Source organism: Isoptericola sp. MSGPD8_1_ISO-PGPR-S23-394 (assembly GCF_058072785.1).
On the sequence record NZ_CM176517.1, the window covers coordinates 1,363,191 to 1,379,875 of the forward strand.

Genomic DNA, 16,685 nt, shown 5'->3' on the forward strand with positions numbered 1-16,685 from the left:
ATGGCCGACGACGTCCTCGTCGTCGACGGCGTGACCAAGCGTTTCGGCGCGGTCACGGCGAACGCGGCGATCAGTGTCCGGGTCCGGGCGGGGGAGGTGGTCGGCCTCCTGGGGCACAACGGCGCGGGCAAGACGACGCTCGTCTCGCAGATCGTCGGCCTGCTCCGGCCCGACGCCGGGCAGATCCACGTCGCCGGGGTCGACGCCGTCGCCCACCCCGCAGCGGCCCGCCGGCTCGTGGCGCTGCAGGCCCAGGGACAGGTGCCGCTCGACGGACTGACGCCACGGGTGGCGATCGAGCTCGCCGGACGCCTGCGCGGCCTGCCCCGTCGCCAGGCCCGGCGGGCCGCCGAGCGGCTGGCCGCCGAGCTCGATATCACCGAGTGGATCGATCAGCGCGCACTGCCGGAGGGGCGCGGCCTGTCCGGCGGCGTCCGTCGTCTCACGGGGTTCGCCATGACCGTGGCGTCCCCCGCACCGCTGGTCGTGCTCGACGAGCCCACCAACGACGTGGACGCCGCGCGGCGTCGCCTGCTGTGGGACGCGGTGCGCCGGCTCGCCGAGCGGGGTGTCGGCGTCCTGCTCGTGACGCACAACGTCCTGGAGGCGGAGAAGGTGGTCGACGAGCTGGTCGTCCTGGACCGCGGCAGCGTCCTGGCGGCCGGTTCGACGGCGCACCTCACCACCGTCGTCGACGACGGGCTGCGGCTCGAGCTGTCCCTGCCGGCGGACGGCGCGGACCCCACGGCGGGCGACGTCCCGGTTCCGGTGCGCCAGCGGGTCCGCGCGGGCCGTCGGGTGCTGCTGGTCGTCCCCGCGGAGGAGGCGTCGACGGCGGTCGGGTGGGCCGGCTCCCTGCGTGCCACCGGGCGCGTGGACGGCTACACGCTCGGCCCCGCGACGCTCGAGGACGCCTACCTCGCCCTGACGACGTCCGCCGCCACCCCGCAGACCGAGGTGATGAGCCGTGGCTGACCGGATCTCCGCCCACCGGCCCGAGGCCGTGACCGACTCCGTGCCTGAGCGGGAACCCGCCCGGGTGGCGGTCGGCCCGTGGTCCGCCTACCGCTCGATGGTGCGGTGGGACGTCGCCCAGGTCGGCAGCGTCCTGCCACTGGTGGTCGTCGTGCAGGCCGTGCTCGCCGCCGGGATCATCATCGGGTTCGGGCTCGTCATCCCGGACATCGACCCGGCGACCGCGCTCTACCTGTCCACCGGTGCGCCGACCGTGCTGCTGATGGTCGTGGGGCTCGTGATCGTCCCCCAGGGCGTCGCACGAGCCCGCACGGACGGGACGTTCGTGTTCCTGCGCACCCTGCCCGTTCCCCGCCTGGTGCTCCTGCTCGCCGACCTGACGGTGTGGCTCGTCGTCGCGCTGCCCAGCGTCGTGGTCGCCGTGCTCGTCGGCGAGCTGCGGTTCGACCTCGCACTGTCCCTGGACTGGCCCGTGCTGCTGGTGGGGGCCGTCCTCGTCACCGTCACGGCGACGTCGGTCGGCTACGCCGTCGCCGTGACGATGGCGCCGATGCTCGCCCAGCTGGTCAGCCAGGTGCTGGTGTTCTTCGTCATGCTGTTCTCGCCGCTGACGTTCCCGGCCACGCAGCTGCCGGGCTGGTTCCAGGCGGTGCACGAGTGGCTGCCCGTCCAGCCCGCGGGCGACCTGCTGCGCGCCGGGCTCGCCTCCGAGGTGTACGGCGCCGAGGTCCGCGACGTCGTCGTGCTCGCCGCGTGGTGCGTGCTGGGTGTCCTGCTCAGCCTGCGCGCGCTGGTGCGGCGGGACTGACCCGGCAGCCCGCCGGACCCCTCTGTCAGCGAGGCTCCACGAGCCGCGCGAGCAGCTCGGTGAGCAGGCGTTCGGCGACGGGTGCGGGCAGCACCTCGAGGGCGGCGAGCAACGGGGCCATGGCGCCGACGCCCGGTCCGTCGTCACCGATGCGTGAGCCGTCGAGCCCGAGCGTGCCCAGCAGGGCGGCCGCGGCGCCGGAGTCCAGGTCCGCGTCCGGCATCCCCGTCAGGAGGTCAGCGGCGTCCGGGCGAGACGCCCCGCGCACCTCGTCGGCCGCGGCGACGAGGGCGGGAACCAGCTCGCCCAGCACCGACTCCGTCACGGGCGTGACGGTCAGGTGCGTCGTGTGCGGCAGCCGGGTGCCGTCCGGCTGGACGTGCGCGGGCTGCGCCTGCAGCACCCATCCGCGGGCCGTGGCCGCGTCGGCCCACCGGTGCGGGTCCACGTGCCGGTCGGCGTCCACCGCGTCGTCACCCGCGACCGCCAGCAGCGGGCCGACGGGGTCGCCGACGACCCGCAGACCCTCGATCGTGGCGACGGCGTCGCGCAGGGCCACGGTCGCCCGGTGGGCGCGCTCGGCGAGCGTCGCGAAGCCTTCACGCCCCAGCACCTGGGTGATCGCCCACGCGGCGGCGAGCGGACCGCCCGACCGTGAGCCGAGCAGGCTCGGGTTGACCACCGGGTAGCCGGGCCAGCGGGTGGTGGCGAAGTACTGGTGGCGCTGCCGGTCACGGCCACGGTGCAGCAGCACCGAGACCCCCTTGGGGGCGTAGCCGTACTTGTGCAGGTCCACGCTCAGGCTCGTCACGCCCGGCACGCGCAGGTCCCAGGCGGGCAGCCCGGGCCAGAACGGCAGCGCCATGCCGCCGATGCAGGCGTCCACGTGCAACGGCACGCCGTGGGCCGCGGTGATCTGCGCGACGTCGGCGACGGGGTCGAGCGCGGCGTGCGGGTAGGAGGGGGCCGAGACGACCACCAGCGCGACGTCCCCGGGCTCCTCCAGGCGGGCCGCGACGTCGGCCGCGGCGACCGCTCCGCCCGGGAGCACGGGCACGAGGTCCAGCTCCAGGCCGAAGTAGTGCGCGGCCTTGTGGAACGCGGCGTGCACGGTCACCGGCGCCACCAGGCGGGGCCGGGCCGCGCCCGGCCGCGCCCCGTGCGCCGCCAGCCAGACGTCCCGCGCCGTCTTGACCGCGAGCAGGCAGCTCTCGGTGCCGCCGGAGGTGACACTGCCCACGACCGGCTCGCCGTCGACCTCCTCGGTCCCGCCGAGCAGGTCACGGGTGAACGCCACGAGGTCGCGCTCCAGTGCGGCGACCGAGCCGAACGTCGTCGGGTCGAGGCCGTTGACCGGTTGCATGGCACGGATCGCTGCGGCCGCCACCTCGTCCAGCTCCGGCTCGCCGGAGTCGTAGACGTAGCTGAGCACGTGCCCACCGTGCGTCGGGGCGTCCCGCTCGCGCAGAGCCGCGAGGCGGTCCAGGACGTCGTCGGGGGATACGGCGAACTTCATGCGAGCTCCTCGTGGGTGGCCGCGGGTCGCGCGGCGTCGACATCGTTCTTGCGCAGGGGGTAGCGGCGCAGGGTGACCAGGCTCAGCGCGACCAGCGCGGCCGGAAGGACCGAGAACGCCAGCACGATCCCGAGCACCGCCCCGTCCGGCTGCACCACGGCGGCACCCGCCCGCGACTCCACGTAGCCGGTCGCCGCGAGGGTCACCGAGAGCACGGTCGCGCCGAGCGCGAAGCCCGTCGTCTCGCCGGCGGTCCACACGCCCGAGAAGGTGCCGGCACGACCCGGCCCGCGGGTGCGGGCGTCGTGCGAGACGACGTCGGGAAGCATGGCCAGCGGCAGGGACTGCAGCCCCGCGTACGCCGCTCCTGCCAGACCGACCACGGCATACACCCACGCCCCGGGGGACCAGGCCAGGCCCAGCAGCCCGAGCGCGGCGACCGTGAAGACGGCCGACGCCAGCCGGAACGCACGCTCCTTGCCGACCCGGTGGGCGACCGCTCCCCAGACCGGGGCGAACACCACCGCCGGGCCCACGAGAGCAGCGAACAGGTACGTCACGGCGGCCTCGTCGCCGAGCACCCAGCGCGCGACGTACTGCGCGCCGGCGAGCATCGTGCCCGTCGCGAGCGCCTGCAGGACGAAGGTGGTCAGCAGCATCCTGAACGGCGCGCTGGTCCGCAGCAGGGTCGCGCCGTCGCGGTAGGCGGCGCCCACACGCTGCCACGTGCCCGGCGGGGCGGGCGGGGGTGCGGCGCTCGCGGACGCGTCGCGCGAAGGACGCGCCGGGGCGCGTCGCCGTCGGGCACCGTGCTGCACGCCGGCGGCGACCAGCAGCGAGACGCCGAGCACGAGACCCGCCACGGCCGCCATGAGCAGGTAGCCCGCGTGCTCGTCGGGGACCAGAGAGCGCAGCGCGGGGGCGCCGCCGCCGAACGCCAGAATCGCGACGGTCAGGACCACCACCCGCGCGGTGAGCAGCCGGGTGCGTTCGTCGTAGTCGTCGGTGAGCTCGGCCGGCAGGGCGATGTAGGGGACCTGGAACAGCGAGAACGCGGTCGCGGCGCACAGGAACGCCAGCAGCACCCACGCGGCGCCCGCCCCCGGTCCCCACGAGGCCGGCACGGCGAAGGTCAGCACGAAGAAGACGGGCAGGAGCAGCCCGCCCGCCGCCATGAGCCGGCGCCGCGAGCCGTGGCGCGCCCGGTCACGATCGCTGACCGCGCCGATCACCGGGTCGATCAACACGTCCCACACCTTGGCGAGCGTCACGATGAGCCCCGCCACGAGGGCCGCCACCCCGAGGGTGTCGGTCAGGTAGTAGACGAGCACCAGCCCCGGCAGGGTCGCGAACCCGCCGGTCCCGACCGACCCGACGGCGTAGCGGGCGACGGTGCCCCGGCTGAGAGTCATGCGGGGATCCTACGAGACCCGCGCGTGATCTCCGTCACCGCCTGTCGGTGCCGGTCAGGGCCCGGAGGTCGTTTCCTCTGCGGCCGCGGTCGTGAGGTCCGGCACGGAGACGACGGAACCCGGACGTCCTCGCCGCGACGGTCTGCGGCGACTGCTCGTACCGGCCAGCGCCACCCTCTGAGAGTTGTCAGAACCTGGTCCGCGTCGAGGCCGTCCTGGTCCTGACAGCTCCCGGGCTCCCAGAGTTGTCAGAGCGTGGTGGCGGTCTGTCCCCACCAGGTTCTGACAGCTGCGGGCGTTGCGCGATCGTCAGTCCTGGACGGGCCCGAGGAGGGACTGGGCCACCTGTGCGTGGGCCGACTCGTCGTCGCTCGGATGGAAGATCCCCGCCAGGACGTCGCGGTACAGCCGGCCGAGCTCGGAGCGGTTGAAGTAGGTCGACCCGCCGGAGCAACGGATCGCCTCGTCCACCACGGAGCGGGCCGTCTCCGTGGCGCGGACCTTGAGCCCGGACGTCGCGCGGAACCACCCGGCGCCGTGGTCCTCCCGCTCGCCGACCTCCGCGTCGAGCGTCCCGGCGATCTGGTCGATCTGTGGCCAGATGCCGTCCTGGGCGAGGGCCGCGGCGGCGATCCGCCGTCGGATGTCCGGGTCCTGGGAGTACGTCTTGCCGGTCTTCATCGACGTGCGTCGGCCCACCGTCTCGACGGCGAGATCGAGGGCCCGGTCCGCGATCCCGGCGTAGACCGAGGCGAGCAGGATCTCGAAACTGGTGAAGATGCCGAGGACGTAGGGGTCGACGCTCGGCCCCGGCGCGATCCGGCGCATGACGCGGTCGGCCGGGGCGTGGGCGCCGTCGAGCACGGTGGTGCACGACTGCGACGCCCGCATGCCGAGCGTGTCCCAGTCGTCGAGGATCTGGAACCCGCCACCGTCGCGGGTGATGAACGCGTGCACGATCCGCGGGTCGTCGGGGTCGGTGGTGCTGTCCAGGCCCATGACGCCCAGCCGGGTCCAGCCGGGGGAGTTGGAGGTGAAGATCTTGCGGCCGTGGAACGTGTAGCCGCCCTCGCCGTCGGGCCGGGCCTCGGTGCGCGAGCCCAGCAGCACCAGGTCGTTGCCCGCCTCGGAGTAGCCGAAGCCGAAGACCTCGCCGGCGGCCGCCTCGGCGAGCAGCCAGTCGAGGGTGTCGTCGCCGCGCTCGTGCAGGTAGCGGCCGACGCCGGTCCAGACGTGATGCATGTTGACGGCCAGCGCGGTGGCGGGAGCGGCGCCCGCCAGGCGGGCCTGCTCGTGGCACAGCTCGCGCAGCGTCAGTCCTGCCCCGCCCAGCGACGTCGGGACCAGGGCGGCGAGGTACCCGGCGGCGCGCAGGTCGGCGAGGTCGTCGGTGAAGAACGTGTTCTCCCGGTCGTGGATCGCGGCGCGTCCACGGACGGTGGCCAGCAGGTCGTCGGGCAGGAGTCGACGGTCGGCGGAAGAGGCGGCAACGGCAGGCATGCGTCGATTGAACCACCCGGGCGGCAGGAAGGCTCGAGTGCGGCATACCGTCCGGTCGGTCTTGTCCGCTAGGCTGGCGCCCCAGCGCGGTCGACGACGACCGCACCGACGAGAGGAGCCAGCGTTGGTCATCCGCAGCCCCCAGGCAGACGTGGAGATTCCTGACGTCAGCCTGTACGACTTCCTGTTCGCCTCCCTGGAGAGCGCGGACCTCGAACGGCCCGCCGTGATCGACGGCCCCACCGGCACCGTCACCAGCTACGGCTCGCTGCGGGCACAGGTCGACGCGATCGCCGGTGCGGTCGCCGCACGCGGATACGGCGTGGGCGACGTGGTCGCCCTGCACAGCCCCAACGTCCCCGCCTTCGTCAGCGTCTTCCACGGTCTGCTGCGCGCCGGCGTCACCGTCACCACGATCAATGCGCTCGCCTCCGGCCCGGAGGTGGGCAAGCAGATCGTCGCCTCCGGGGCGAAGGCGATCGTCACGGTCTCGCCGCTGCTCGCGCAGGCGGTCGACGGCGCCCGCGCCGCGGGACTCGGGGACGACGACGTCGTCGTGCTCGACGGTGCCGACGGTCATCCGAGCCTGCGCGACCTCCTCGCCGCCGGTGCACCCGCACTCGAGGTCTCGTTCGACCCGGCCACCCACCTCGCCGTGCTGCCGTACTCCTCCGGCACCACCGGCCTGCCCAAGGGGGTGATGCTCACGCACCGCAACCTGGTCGCCAACGTGCTGCAGGCCGAGCCGTACATCCCGCTCACCCACGACGACGTGATCCCCGCCGTGCTGCCGTTCTTCCACATCTACGGGGTCACGGCCCTCATGAACGGTGCCCTGTACCAGCGGTCGGCACTGGTCACCATGCCGCGGTTCGACCTGCCGGAGTACCTCGGCATCATCGAGAAGCACCGGGCCACGGCGCTCTTCGTCGCGCCGCCGATCGCGCTGGCGCTGGCCAAGCACCCGCTCGCCCTGGAGGCCGACCTGACCAGCGTGCGGTTGCTCAACTCGGGTGCCGCCCCGTTCGACGCCCAGCTCGCCGCCGCCGTCGCGCAGCGGATGCCGGGCGCACACGTCGGGCAGGGCTACGGCATGAGCGAGCTGTCGCCGATCTCGCACGCCATCCCGACGGGCCGCGCCGACATCTCGCCCGGGTCCATCGGCCTGCTCGTGGCGAACATGCAGGCCAAGATCGTGGACCCGGCCACCGGCGAGGAGATCGAGCAGCCGGCGCAGGGGACGAGCGCTCCCGGCGAGCTGCTCTGCGCCGGGCCGAACGTCATGGTCGGCTACCTCGGCAACGAGCAGGAGACCCGGGACACGATCACCGCCGACGGGTTCCTGCGCACGGGCGACATCGTCACGGTCGACGCCGACGGCGTCTTCCACGTGGTCGACCGGCTCAAGGAGCTCATCAAGTACAAGGGCTACCAGGTGCCACCGGCCGAGCTCGAAGCGCTGCTCATCGCCCACCCGCAGATCGCCGACGCCGCCGTGGTGGGGGTGCCGGACGGGGCGGGCGAGGAGCTCCCCAAGGCGTTCGTCGTGCTCACCGAGGGCGCCGAGATGTCCGCCGAGGACGTCATGGAGTACGTGGCCGCCGAGGTCGCCCCGTACAAGAAGATCCGGATCGTGGAGTTCACGCACGCGATCCCGAAGTCCGCCGCGGGCAAGATCCTGCGCAAGGACCTCAAGGCCGCGTGAGCCGGCCCGCGCGGGGACGGGAATCGGTGGTCCGAGCAGGGCGGAGGTCCGGTAGGGTCGGGCCGATGTCCGAGACGCAGCCTCCCGTCCCCGCGCGCAAGCCGCGCGTCGCCCTGCTGTTCGGCGGGCGTTCCGGCGAGCACGCCATCTCCGCGGCCACCGCGGCGGGCGTGCTCGGTGCGATCGACCGGGACCGGTACGACGTCGTCCCGGTCGGCATCACCCGTGCCGGTCGCTGGGTCGTCGCCGAGGACCGGGCCGAGCGGTGGCAGATCAGCGACGGCACGCTTCCCGAGGTGACCGCCGACGACGGTGCCGAGGTCGTGCTGTCCCTCACCTCCGGCGAGAGCACGCTGCGCGTGCTGGAACCGGGTCAGGTGCCGAGCCTCCTCGGTGAGGTCGACGTCGTGTTCCCGCTCCTGCACGGGCCGTTCGGCGAGGACGGCACCGTCCAGGGCCTGCTCGAGCTCGCCGACGTGCGCTACGTCGGCGCCGGCGTCCTGGCCTCCGCCGTGGGCATGGACAAGCACTTCATGAAGCTCGTGCTGGCCGGCCACGGGCTGCCCGTCGGCCCCTACGAGGTGGTGACCCCCCGCCAGTGGGTGGGGGACCCCGCGGCGTGCATCGCGCGCATCGAACAGCTCGGCATGCCGGTGTTCGTCAAGCCCGCCCGCGCCGGATCGTCCCTGGGCATCACCCGGGTCGACGACCCCGCCGATCTCCCGGCCGCGATCGAGGCCGCCCGAGAGCACGACCCCAAGGTCGTCGTCGAGGCCGGTATCGACGGCCGCGAGATCGAGTGCGCGGTGCTCGGTGGCCGCGGCGGAGCGCCCGCCCGGGCATCGCTGCCCGGTGAGATCGTGGTCGACGGCACCCACGCGTTCTACGACTTCGAGGCCAAGTACCTCGACGAGGCCCACGTGCAGCTCGACTGCCCTGCGAAGCTCCCGGACGCCGTCGTCGACGAGATCCGCGAGCTCGCCGTGCGCACCTTCGACGCCGTCGAGGCCGAGGGGTTGTCGCGGGTCGACGTCTTCGTCACCCCGGACGACCGGGTCGTCGTCAACGAGATCAACACGATGCCCGGGTTCACGCCGTTCTCCATGTACCCGCGGATGTGGCAGGCCACCGGCATGAGCTACCCCGAGCTGGTGGACGAGCTGATCCAGCTGGCCCTCGAGCGGCCCACCGGACTGCGCTGACCCCGTCGCGCGTCGTGGCGACCGTGTCGGTTCCGGGTGACACCGTGCCGGCATGGACCAGAGAATCAGCCTCGTCACCCTCGTCGTCACCGACCTGACCGCGACCCGTCGCTTCTACCTCGACGGTCTCGGGTGGGAGAGCTTCGTGGACGTCCCCGGGGACGTGCTCATGTTCCAGGTGGGCCCGCACCTCGTGCTCTCCCTGTGGGACGAGGCAGCGGCTCTCGAGGAGATCGGTCCCGTCACCAGGGGAGGGACGCCGCCAGCGCTGCTGGCGCACAACGTCGGTTCGCCCGACGAGGTGGACGCGGTGCTGCAGGACGCCCGGCGAGCCGGGGCGCCCACGATCGGCGACGCCGTCCAGCGGGAGTGGGGCGGGTACTCCGGCTACTTCACCGACCCGGACGGGTTCCTCTGGGAGGTCGCGTACGCGCCGGGGCCCGTCGGCGACCTCGTCGTGCCCTGAGCCAGGTCAGGTGCACTCCTGGGTGGCGGGCACCAGCTCGACGGCCCGTGCCAGGTCGGCGATGAACGACGTCGAGTGGTCCTGCGTGACCGCAGGCGGCACGGTCACCTCCACGGCCGGCTCGCGCCCGTAGGTCGTGAAGCGCCAGGTGCCGTCGTCCCCGCTGGCCACGATCCAGTCCACGGTGCCGTCGCCCGACTCGATGCGCTGGCAGTCCGCCGACGGACCGGGCGGCGCGACCCCGCAGCGCAACGTCACCGCGGCGCCCGGCTCGCCCCACGCGGCGGTCGCCTGGGCGTTCGTGTCGGCCCGTTCCAGGTCTCCGGCGACGACGTCCGGCAGGGCGAGCATGACCGGGGCGCAGTCCGGGTCCGTCGCGTCCTCGCCGGCCTCGACTCCGATCATCGGGGTGCAGGCGGCCAGCAGGGCGACGGCAGGCAGGCAGAGCACCGCGCGGAGTCGACGAAGGGGCACAGGCCCACGCTACCCGCCCGGCTGTGGCGTCCGGCCGGTTAGGGTTCGGTCCGTGACCGACCCCACCCTGCGCGTGTGCGATCTCGACGAGTCCGAGCTCCTCGCCCGCATCTTCCCGCTCCTGCCGACCGGTGCCGGGGTCGACGTCGGGCCCGGTGACGACGCCGCGGTCGTGCGCGCCGACGACGGGCGCGTCGTCGTCTCCACCGACGTGCTCGTCGAGGGCCGGCACTTCCGGCGGGACTGGTCGACGGGATACGACGTCGGGCACCGTGCCGCCGTGCAGAACCTCGCGGACATCGCCGCGATGGGCGCGAGGCCCACCTCCCTGGTGGTCTCTCTCGTCGTGCCGGACGACCTGCCCGTCGACTGGGTCACCGGGTTCGCCCGTGGCCTGGCCGACGCGACGACGCCGGTCGGGGCCGTCGTCGTCGGCGGGGACCTGTCCGGGGGCGACGCGGTCGTCGCGGCCGTGACCGTGCACGGCGACCTGCAGGGCCGTGCTCCGGCCCTGCGCTCCGGGGCGCGGCCCGGCGACGTCGTCGCGCACGCCGGAGTGCTGGGGGCGTCGGCGGCGGGCCTCGACCTGCTGAGGGCGGGAGCTGCCTCGCCCGCCGACGGCGCGCCAGGAGCTCCCGGGGCTCTCGCGCCGTACGTCGCCGCCTACCTGCGACCGGAGTCCCCGCTCACGGCCGGCCCCGCGGCCGTCGAGGCCGGCGCCACCGCCATGCTGGACGTCTCGGACGGGCTCCTGCGGGACGCCGGTCGGCTCGCGCGGGCCAGCGACGTGACCGTCGACCTGTCCAGCGGGCTGCTGTCCCGCGACGTCACCGCCCTGGTGCCCGCCGCGGTCGAGCTCGCGGTCGCGACCGACGACCCGGCCGGCGCGCAGCGGCCGCACGGCTGGGTGCTGTCCGGGGGAGAGGACCACGGCCTCCTGGCGACATTCGGTCCGCAGGTGGCCGAGCGGGGCCTGCCCCCGGGGTTCCGGCTGATCGGTGAGGTCACGGCGGCAGGAGAGAGCGGTGCGCGCGTTCTGCTGGATGGCGACGAGCCCGACGTCCCACCGGGCTGGGACCACTTCCGGCCCTGATCCGTTGCTGTGGGTATGAGATATCCCGCCGCGGACAGTCCGCGGCGGGATAATTCATACCCACAACGAGGCGGGGGTCAGCGCTCGGGCTTGCGGTCGCGCTGCCCCTGCACTCGCAGGCTCGCTCCGGGTCAGCGCTCGGGCTTGCGGTCGCGCTGCCCCTGCACTCGCAGGCTCGCTCCGGGTCAGCGCTCGGGCTTGCGGTCGCGCTGCCCCTGCACTCGCAGGCTCGCTCCGGGTCAGCGCTCGGGCTTGCGGTCGCGCTGCCCCTGCACTCGCAGGCTCGCTCCGGGTCAGCGCTCGGGCGCGCGGGTGAAGCGGACCTCCGTCACCGGGACGTCGTCGTAGTCCTCGATGCGCTCGATACCGTCGGGCTGGAACCCGTGGCGCCGGTAGAAGTGGTGCGCGCGGCCGTTCTCGTTCAGCACCCACAGCGTCATGCGGACGGTCGGCGGGACGTCGGCGAGCACGGTGCGCATGAGATCGCGGGCGACACCGCGGCCCCACGCCTCGGGGTCGAGGTAGATGGCGTAGAGCTCCAGGCAGCCGTCGTCGGCGTCCTCGTCACGGGACGGACCGTAGCTGGCGAACCCGAGGGTGCGACCGTCAGCCTCGGCCACGATCGTCGTGCCGCGTCCGGCCGTGAGGATCTTCTCCCAGCGCTCGGTCCGCTCGCCGACGTCCAACGTGTCGAGGTACGACGCGGGCAGCACGTGGGAGTAGGCGCCACGCCAGGACGTGACGTGCACCTGCGCGATCGTGGCGGCGTCGTCCGTCGTCGCCGACCGGATCACCACGTCGTTGTCGGTCTCGACCATCATGCTGTCAGCCTGCCACGTCCACGACGGATCGACCAGAGGTATTGGTGAACGCTTCACGAACACTTTGCTTCCTCCGGGTGGCGGGCACGACAAGACGCCCGCCGGGAGAACCCGACGGGCGTTCGTCAGTCGTGCGCCACAGGGCGCAGGATCAGGCCTTGCGCTGGACCTTGCCGGCCTTGAGGCACGAGGTGCACACGTTCACGCGCTTGGGGGTGCCCGCGACGACGGCACGCACGCGCTGGATGTTCGGGTTCCAGCGCCGCTTGGTCCGGATGTGGGAGTGCGAGACGCTGTGCCCGAAGCCCGGGCCCTTGCCGCAGACGTCGCAGTTGGCAGCCACGGTTTCTCCTGAATCGTCGTGCACGTCCCGTGCCACGGCAGCAGGACGTGAGGTTCTTGATGGTCTGGGGGCGCCCGGAACTCCGGGCAACCACACGAGGATAGCCGATGAGCGGGGTCCGCCTCAACAGCGCCGGCGTCGGGTGCGTCACCGCTACGGTGGTGCAGTGGATCAGCCCGAGCTCCTCGACGCCTCCGTCGTCCGTGCGTGGGCCCGTGTCGCCACCGACGCCCTGGCCGCCGCGCGCGCGGAGCTGGACGGCGTCAACGTCTTCCCCGTGGCCGACGGCGACACCGGCACCAACATGTACCTCACCGTGCGGGAGGCGGGCGCCGCGATCCACGACGCCGACGCCGGCGCGGGCGGGGCACGCCTGCTGCGGCTTGGCGCCCGGGCGGCGCTGCTCCAGGCACGCGGCAACTCGGGGGTGATCCTCAGCGAGTGGCTGCGGGGCCTGGCCCTCGCAGCCAGCCGTCGCGACAGCCTCGCGGTCGGGCTCGACGTCGCCGCGCGGTCGGCGCGCCAGGCGGTCGCGCACCCGGCGGCCGGCACCATCCTCACGGCGGCGGACTCGGCCGCGGCCGCGGCCCGGCACGCTGAGGCCGGTGGCATGGTCGGCCCCCTCGGCGCTCCCGCGCGGCTCACGGTCCTCGAGGCCGCCCGCCGAGGTGCCCGCGAGGCCGCGCTGCGCAGCGTCGGCACGCTCGCGCCCTTGCGGGCCGCCGGTGTGCTCGATGCCGGGGCCTGCGGGCTGCTGCTCGTGCTCACGTCGCTCGCCGAGGCCCAGCGGCACGCGACGAGCGCGCCCGTGTCGGAGGCGGACGGCACGATCGGACCCGTGCTGCTCGACCTCGACCTGCGCGGCTACACGCCGGCCGCCGACACCGCCGACGACTCCGCGGACGGTGACTCCGCCGGCCTGCGGACGGGCCCGCCCACGCACGACCACGAGCACGCCGGCGTTCCGAGCGACGAGCTGGAGCTCATGTTCGTGCTGCACCGCGCGGCCGACGCCGCGGGGTTCCGGCCGGGCGCGGTGGCCGACGCCCTGCGGGCCGACCTCGACGAGGTGGGCAACTCCGTCGTCGTCGTCGGCGGAGGTGCGGGGGACGCGTCGGGGGAGGACGTGGAGTCGCTCTGGCAGGCGCACGTGCACACCCAGGACCTCGACGCGGCGCTCGAGGTGACGCGGCGGTGGTCCGGCCGCGGCGCGGTCTCGCGCGTCCACGTGCGCCACCTGGCGGTGCCGCCGACCGACTGGGCCGTGGTGGCCTCGACGTCGGCCCCGGCGCTCGCGGTCGAGCTCGCGTCCGGCGGGGCGGTCGTCCTGCTCGACCTGGACGTCCCACCCACCGTGGAGGACCTGGCCCACAGCGCGCTGGGTGCGGGCACCCCCCATGTGCTCGTCCTGGCCCCGTCCTCCGTGCTCGACGGGACGGGCCTGCGCGACGTGATCGCCGGGCTCGCCGGACGCGACGGCGTGGCCGAGGACGCCGTCGAGCCCCCGGACGTCGTGGTCGTCCCCGCGCAGGAGGACGTGCACCTGGTCACGGCGGTCTCGGCGCTCGCGGGCGCGGTGGACGCGGCCGGCCCGGCGGGGGCCGACGTCCCCGGGGTCGTCCGCGAGGCGCTCACCAGGCTGCGCGCGGCCCGTGTGCCGGCGGGGGAGGCGGTCGGCGAGCTCGGCCGCCTGACCACGGACCTCGCCGCCACCCCGGGGATCGTCGCCCTGCTGCCGGACCTGGACGTGCCGGCCGACGCCGTGGACGCGCTCGTGGCGCAGGCGACGACCGTCGCCGCCGGTGCCGACGTCGTCGTCCTGCCCACCGGCCGGGTCGGCGGACAGGTGGGTATCGGCGTCGAACCGCTGGACGATCCCGGCGACGAGACGGCGATCGGGGCGCTCAGCGGAGAAGCGTGGTGACCGCCCGGCTGGCCGAGCCGCTCGCCACCACGCTCGGCAAGCGTGCCGCGGGGCCCCTCGCGAAGCTGGGCCTGGAGACCGTCGACGACCTGCTGCGGCACTACCCGCGACGCTACGGCGACCCGGGTCGCCTGACCGACATGGACCGCCTGCAGCTCGGCGAGCACGTGACCGTCATGGCGCGCGTCGCCCGGGCCACGGTGCGCCCGATGCGCAGCCGCGGCGGGGCGCTGCTGCAGGCCACCGTCACCGACGGTCGACACGAGCTGAGCCTGACGTTCTTCGCCAAGCGGGCCGGAGCCCTGCGCCCCCACGAGGACAAGCTCCGTCCCGGCCGCTCCGGACTCTTCACGGGGGTCGTCTCGGAGTACCGGGGCACCCGTCAGCTCACGCACCCGGACTACGTGCTGGTGGGGGTCGACGCCGACGACGACGAGGAAGCGATGGTCGAGGCGTCACGACCCATCCCGATCTACCCGGCGTCGGCCTCGGTGCCGACCTGGCGCATCCAGCGGGCCGTGCGCACCGTCCTGGACCCGTTGACCGAGGACGACGTGGTCGACCCGCTCCCGGTCGAGGTTCGTGCCCGCCTCGGGCTGGCCACCCGGCTGGACGCCCTGCGCGCCGTGCACGTGCCGGACTCCGCCGAGCACTGGCGACAGGGCCGCCGCCGGCTGCGGTTCGAGGAGGCCTTCGTCCTCCAGGCCGCCCTCGCGCAACGCCGTGCCCGGACCGCGTCCGAGGAGGCCACGGCGCGTCCGCCGCGGGAAGCCGGCGCCGGCGGGGTGCTGGAGGACTTCGACGCCGCGCTGCCGTTCACCCTCACCGAGGGACAGCGACGCGTCGGTGAGCAGATCGCCGACGAGCTCGCCCGCCCCCGGCCGATGCAACGGTTGCTGCAGGGGGAGGTCGGGTCCGGCAAGACGGTGGTCGCCCTGCGCGCCATGCTCCAGGTGGTCGACGCCGGTGGGCAGGCCGCGCTGCTCGCCCCGACCGAGGTGCTCGCTGCCCAGCACGCTCGCACGCTGCGCACCATGCTCGGCCCGCTCGCCGAGGGTGGGCTCCTCGGCGGAGCCGCGAACGGCACCCGGGTGGCCCTGCTCACCGGTTCCCTGGGGGCGGCCGCCCGCAAGGAGGCCCTCCTGCAGGCCGCCGGCGGGGAGGCGGGCATCGTCGTCGGCACCCACGCGCTGCTCGGCGACCAGGTCCAGTTCGCCGACCTCGGCCTCGTCGTGGTCGACGAGCAGCACCGGTTCGGGGTCGAGCAGCGTGACGCGCTGCGGGCCAAGGGGCGCGTCGCCCCGCACCTGCTGGTCATGACTGCCACCCCGATCCCGCGCACGGTGGCGATGACCGTGTTCGGCGACCTGGAGACGTCGACGCTCACCGAGCTGCCGTCGGGTCGCGCGGGCATCACCTCCCACGTCGTCCCCGCCGCCAACGCGCGGTGGAACGAGCGCATGTGGGAGAAGGTCCGCGAGGAGGTCGACGCGGGCCGCCGCGCCTACGTGGTGTGCCCCCGGATCCATCCGGACGACGACGCGCCAGCGGGCGTCGCGAGCACGCAGGGCGCGCCCGAGCCCGACGAGATCGCCGACCTGCTCGAGCCGGCCGGGGGCGAGGGGTCGGACGGGCCGCCCCTGCGGGCGGTGCTCGAGGTCGCGGACATGCTGCGTTCGACGCCGCGGCTCGACGGCGTCGAGGTCGGGGTGCTGCACGGGCAGCTCCCGCCGGCGGAGAAGGACGCCGCCATGGCACGCTTCGCCTCGGGCGAGGCGCCGGTGCTCGTGTCGACCACGGTGGTCGAGGTCGGGGTGGACGTCCCGGAGGCCACCGTCATGGTCGTGTTCGACGCCGACCGCTTCGGCATCTCCCAGCTCCACCAGCTGCGTGGCCGCATCGGCCGCGGCGGCGACCCGGGTCTGTGCCTGCTGGTGTCGAACGCCCAGCCCGGCACGCCGGCGGCCGCACGGGTGGAGGCGCTCGCGGGCACGACCGACGGGTTCGAGCTGGCGACGCTCGACCTCGAGCTGCGGTCGGAGGGCGACGTGCTGGGTGCCGCCCAGTCCGGCCGGTCGAGCTCGCTGCGGCTGCTGCGCGTGGTCAAGGACGCCGACCTCATCGCCGAGGCGCGGACCGAGGCCACCGCGACCGTCGCCGGCGACCCCGGCCTCGTTGCGCACCCGGTGCTCGCCGAGGCCATCGCCGCCCAGCTCGACGCCGAGCAGGAGGAGTTCCTCGAACGGGCCTGAGCGTGGCGGCGGGCCCCTGTCGCGGGCACTGGCTACGGTCGGGGCGTGAACACCGTCGCGTCGCCCGGCCCTCGGCCCCGGCGCGGCCCTCGGCCCCGGCGCCGAACGCCCGCCCCTCGACGGCAGGGCGCGCGACGACCGGACCGGCGACACGACCGTGCCCGCCCGGGGAAGCGGCCCGGGAGCCCCGAGCC

General features: G+C 74.3%; 14 protein-coding genes. 8 read left to right on the forward strand and 6 right to left on the reverse strand.

Annotation, left to right across the window (positions count from 1 at the left end):
• Both AC3RJ8_RS06020 and AC3RJ8_RS06025 read left to right on the forward strand, forming a co-directional pair.
• Positions 1-975, forward strand: a complete 975-nt coding sequence (locus AC3RJ8_RS06020; protein ID WP_489715005.1) for an ABC transporter ATP-binding protein — start codon at positions 1-3, stop codon at positions 973-975.
• Complete coding sequence (locus AC3RJ8_RS06025; RefSeq protein ID WP_489715006.1) at positions 968-1,783, forward strand: ABC transporter permease; 816 nt, start codon at positions 968-970, stop codon at positions 1,781-1,783. The genes AC3RJ8_RS06020 and AC3RJ8_RS06025 overlap by 8 nt, the downstream gene beginning before the upstream one ends.
• A gap of 25 nt (positions 1,784-1,808) precedes the next feature.
• Here the strand turns inward: AC3RJ8_RS06025 and AC3RJ8_RS06030 are convergent, their stop codons facing one another.
• From AC3RJ8_RS06030 to AC3RJ8_RS06040, 3 genes are all read right to left on the reverse strand, one after another.
• Positions 1,809-3,299 (reverse strand): pyridoxal phosphate-dependent decarboxylase family protein, encoded by a 1,491-nt coding sequence (locus AC3RJ8_RS06030; RefSeq protein WP_489715007.1) that lies wholly within the window; start codon positions 3,297-3,299, stop codon positions 1,809-1,811.
• Complete coding sequence (locus AC3RJ8_RS06035; protein ID WP_489715008.1) at positions 3,296-4,711, reverse strand: MFS transporter; 1,416 nt, start codon at positions 4,709-4,711, stop codon at positions 3,296-3,298. Before AC3RJ8_RS06035 ends, AC3RJ8_RS06030 begins: the two co-directional genes overlap by 4 nt.
• 309 nt (positions 4,712-5,020) lie before the next feature.
• Positions 5,021-6,211, reverse strand: a complete 1,191-nt coding sequence (locus AC3RJ8_RS06040) for an acyl-CoA dehydrogenase family protein (protein WP_489715009.1) — start codon at positions 6,209-6,211, stop codon at positions 5,021-5,023.
• 151 nt (positions 6,212-6,362) lie between these two features.
• Here AC3RJ8_RS06040 and AC3RJ8_RS06045 point away from each other — a divergent pair, with 151 nt between their 5' ends.
• From AC3RJ8_RS06045 to AC3RJ8_RS06055, 3 genes are all read left to right on the forward strand, one after another.
• Complete coding sequence (locus tag AC3RJ8_RS06045) at positions 6,363-7,916, forward strand: AMP-binding protein (protein ID WP_489715010.1); 1,554 nt, start codon at positions 6,363-6,365, stop codon at positions 7,914-7,916.
• A gap of 65 nt (positions 7,917-7,981) precedes the next feature.
• Positions 7,982-9,118 carry a D-alanine--D-alanine ligase family protein gene (locus AC3RJ8_RS06050; RefSeq protein WP_489715011.1) on the forward strand — a complete coding sequence of 379 codons (1,137 nt, stop codon included), beginning with the start codon at positions 7,982-7,984 and terminating at the stop codon, positions 9,116-9,118.
• Positions 9,119-9,170: 52 nt separating this feature from the next.
• Positions 9,171-9,584: a VOC family protein gene (locus AC3RJ8_RS06055; protein ID WP_489715012.1), complete on the forward strand. Its 414-nt coding sequence runs from the start codon at positions 9,171-9,173 to the stop codon at positions 9,582-9,584.
• Between the two features lie 6 nt (positions 9,585-9,590).
• Here the strand turns inward: AC3RJ8_RS06055 and AC3RJ8_RS06060 are convergent, their stop codons facing one another.
• The gene (locus AC3RJ8_RS06060; RefSeq protein ID WP_489715013.1) at positions 9,591-10,058 is read right to left on the reverse strand and encodes a DUF3515 family protein; all 468 of its coding nucleotides are present in this window, start codon (positions 10,056-10,058) and stop codon (positions 9,591-9,593) included.
• Positions 10,059-10,110: 52 nt separating this feature from the next.
• On the opposite strand from AC3RJ8_RS06060, the gene AC3RJ8_RS06065 reads away from it, so the two are divergent.
• Complete coding sequence (locus tag AC3RJ8_RS06065; RefSeq protein WP_489715014.1) at positions 10,111-11,151, forward strand: thiamine-phosphate kinase; 1,041 nt, start codon at positions 10,111-10,113, stop codon at positions 11,149-11,151.
• A gap of 293 nt (positions 11,152-11,444) precedes the next feature.
• On the opposite strand, the gene AC3RJ8_RS06070 is transcribed toward AC3RJ8_RS06065, so the two are convergent.
• Together AC3RJ8_RS06070 and rpmB are read right to left on the reverse strand one after the other, a co-directional pair.
• Positions 11,445-11,972: a GNAT family N-acetyltransferase gene (locus AC3RJ8_RS06070; protein WP_489715015.1), complete on the reverse strand. Its 528-nt coding sequence runs from the start codon at positions 11,970-11,972 to the stop codon at positions 11,445-11,447.
• 151 nt (positions 11,973-12,123) lie between these two features.
• Positions 12,124-12,315, reverse strand: a complete 192-nt coding sequence (gene rpmB, locus AC3RJ8_RS06075; protein ID WP_407317240.1) for a 50S ribosomal protein L28 — start codon at positions 12,313-12,315, stop codon at positions 12,124-12,126.
• Positions 12,316-12,481: 166 nt separating this feature from the next.
• Here rpmB and AC3RJ8_RS06080 point away from each other — a divergent pair, with 166 nt between their 5' ends.
• Both AC3RJ8_RS06080 and AC3RJ8_RS06085 read left to right on the forward strand, forming a co-directional pair.
• Positions 12,482-14,239, forward strand: coding sequence for a DAK2 domain-containing protein (locus tag AC3RJ8_RS06080; protein ID WP_489715016.1), 1,758 nt, complete (start codon positions 12,482-12,484; stop codon positions 14,237-14,239).
• The gene (locus AC3RJ8_RS06085; protein ID WP_489715017.1) at positions 14,236-16,491 is read left to right on the forward strand and encodes an ATP-dependent DNA helicase RecG; all 2,256 of its coding nucleotides are present in this window, start codon (positions 14,236-14,238) and stop codon (positions 16,489-16,491) included. Before AC3RJ8_RS06080 ends, AC3RJ8_RS06085 begins: the two co-directional genes overlap by 4 nt.
• Positions 16,492-16,685: the final 194 nt, after the last annotated feature.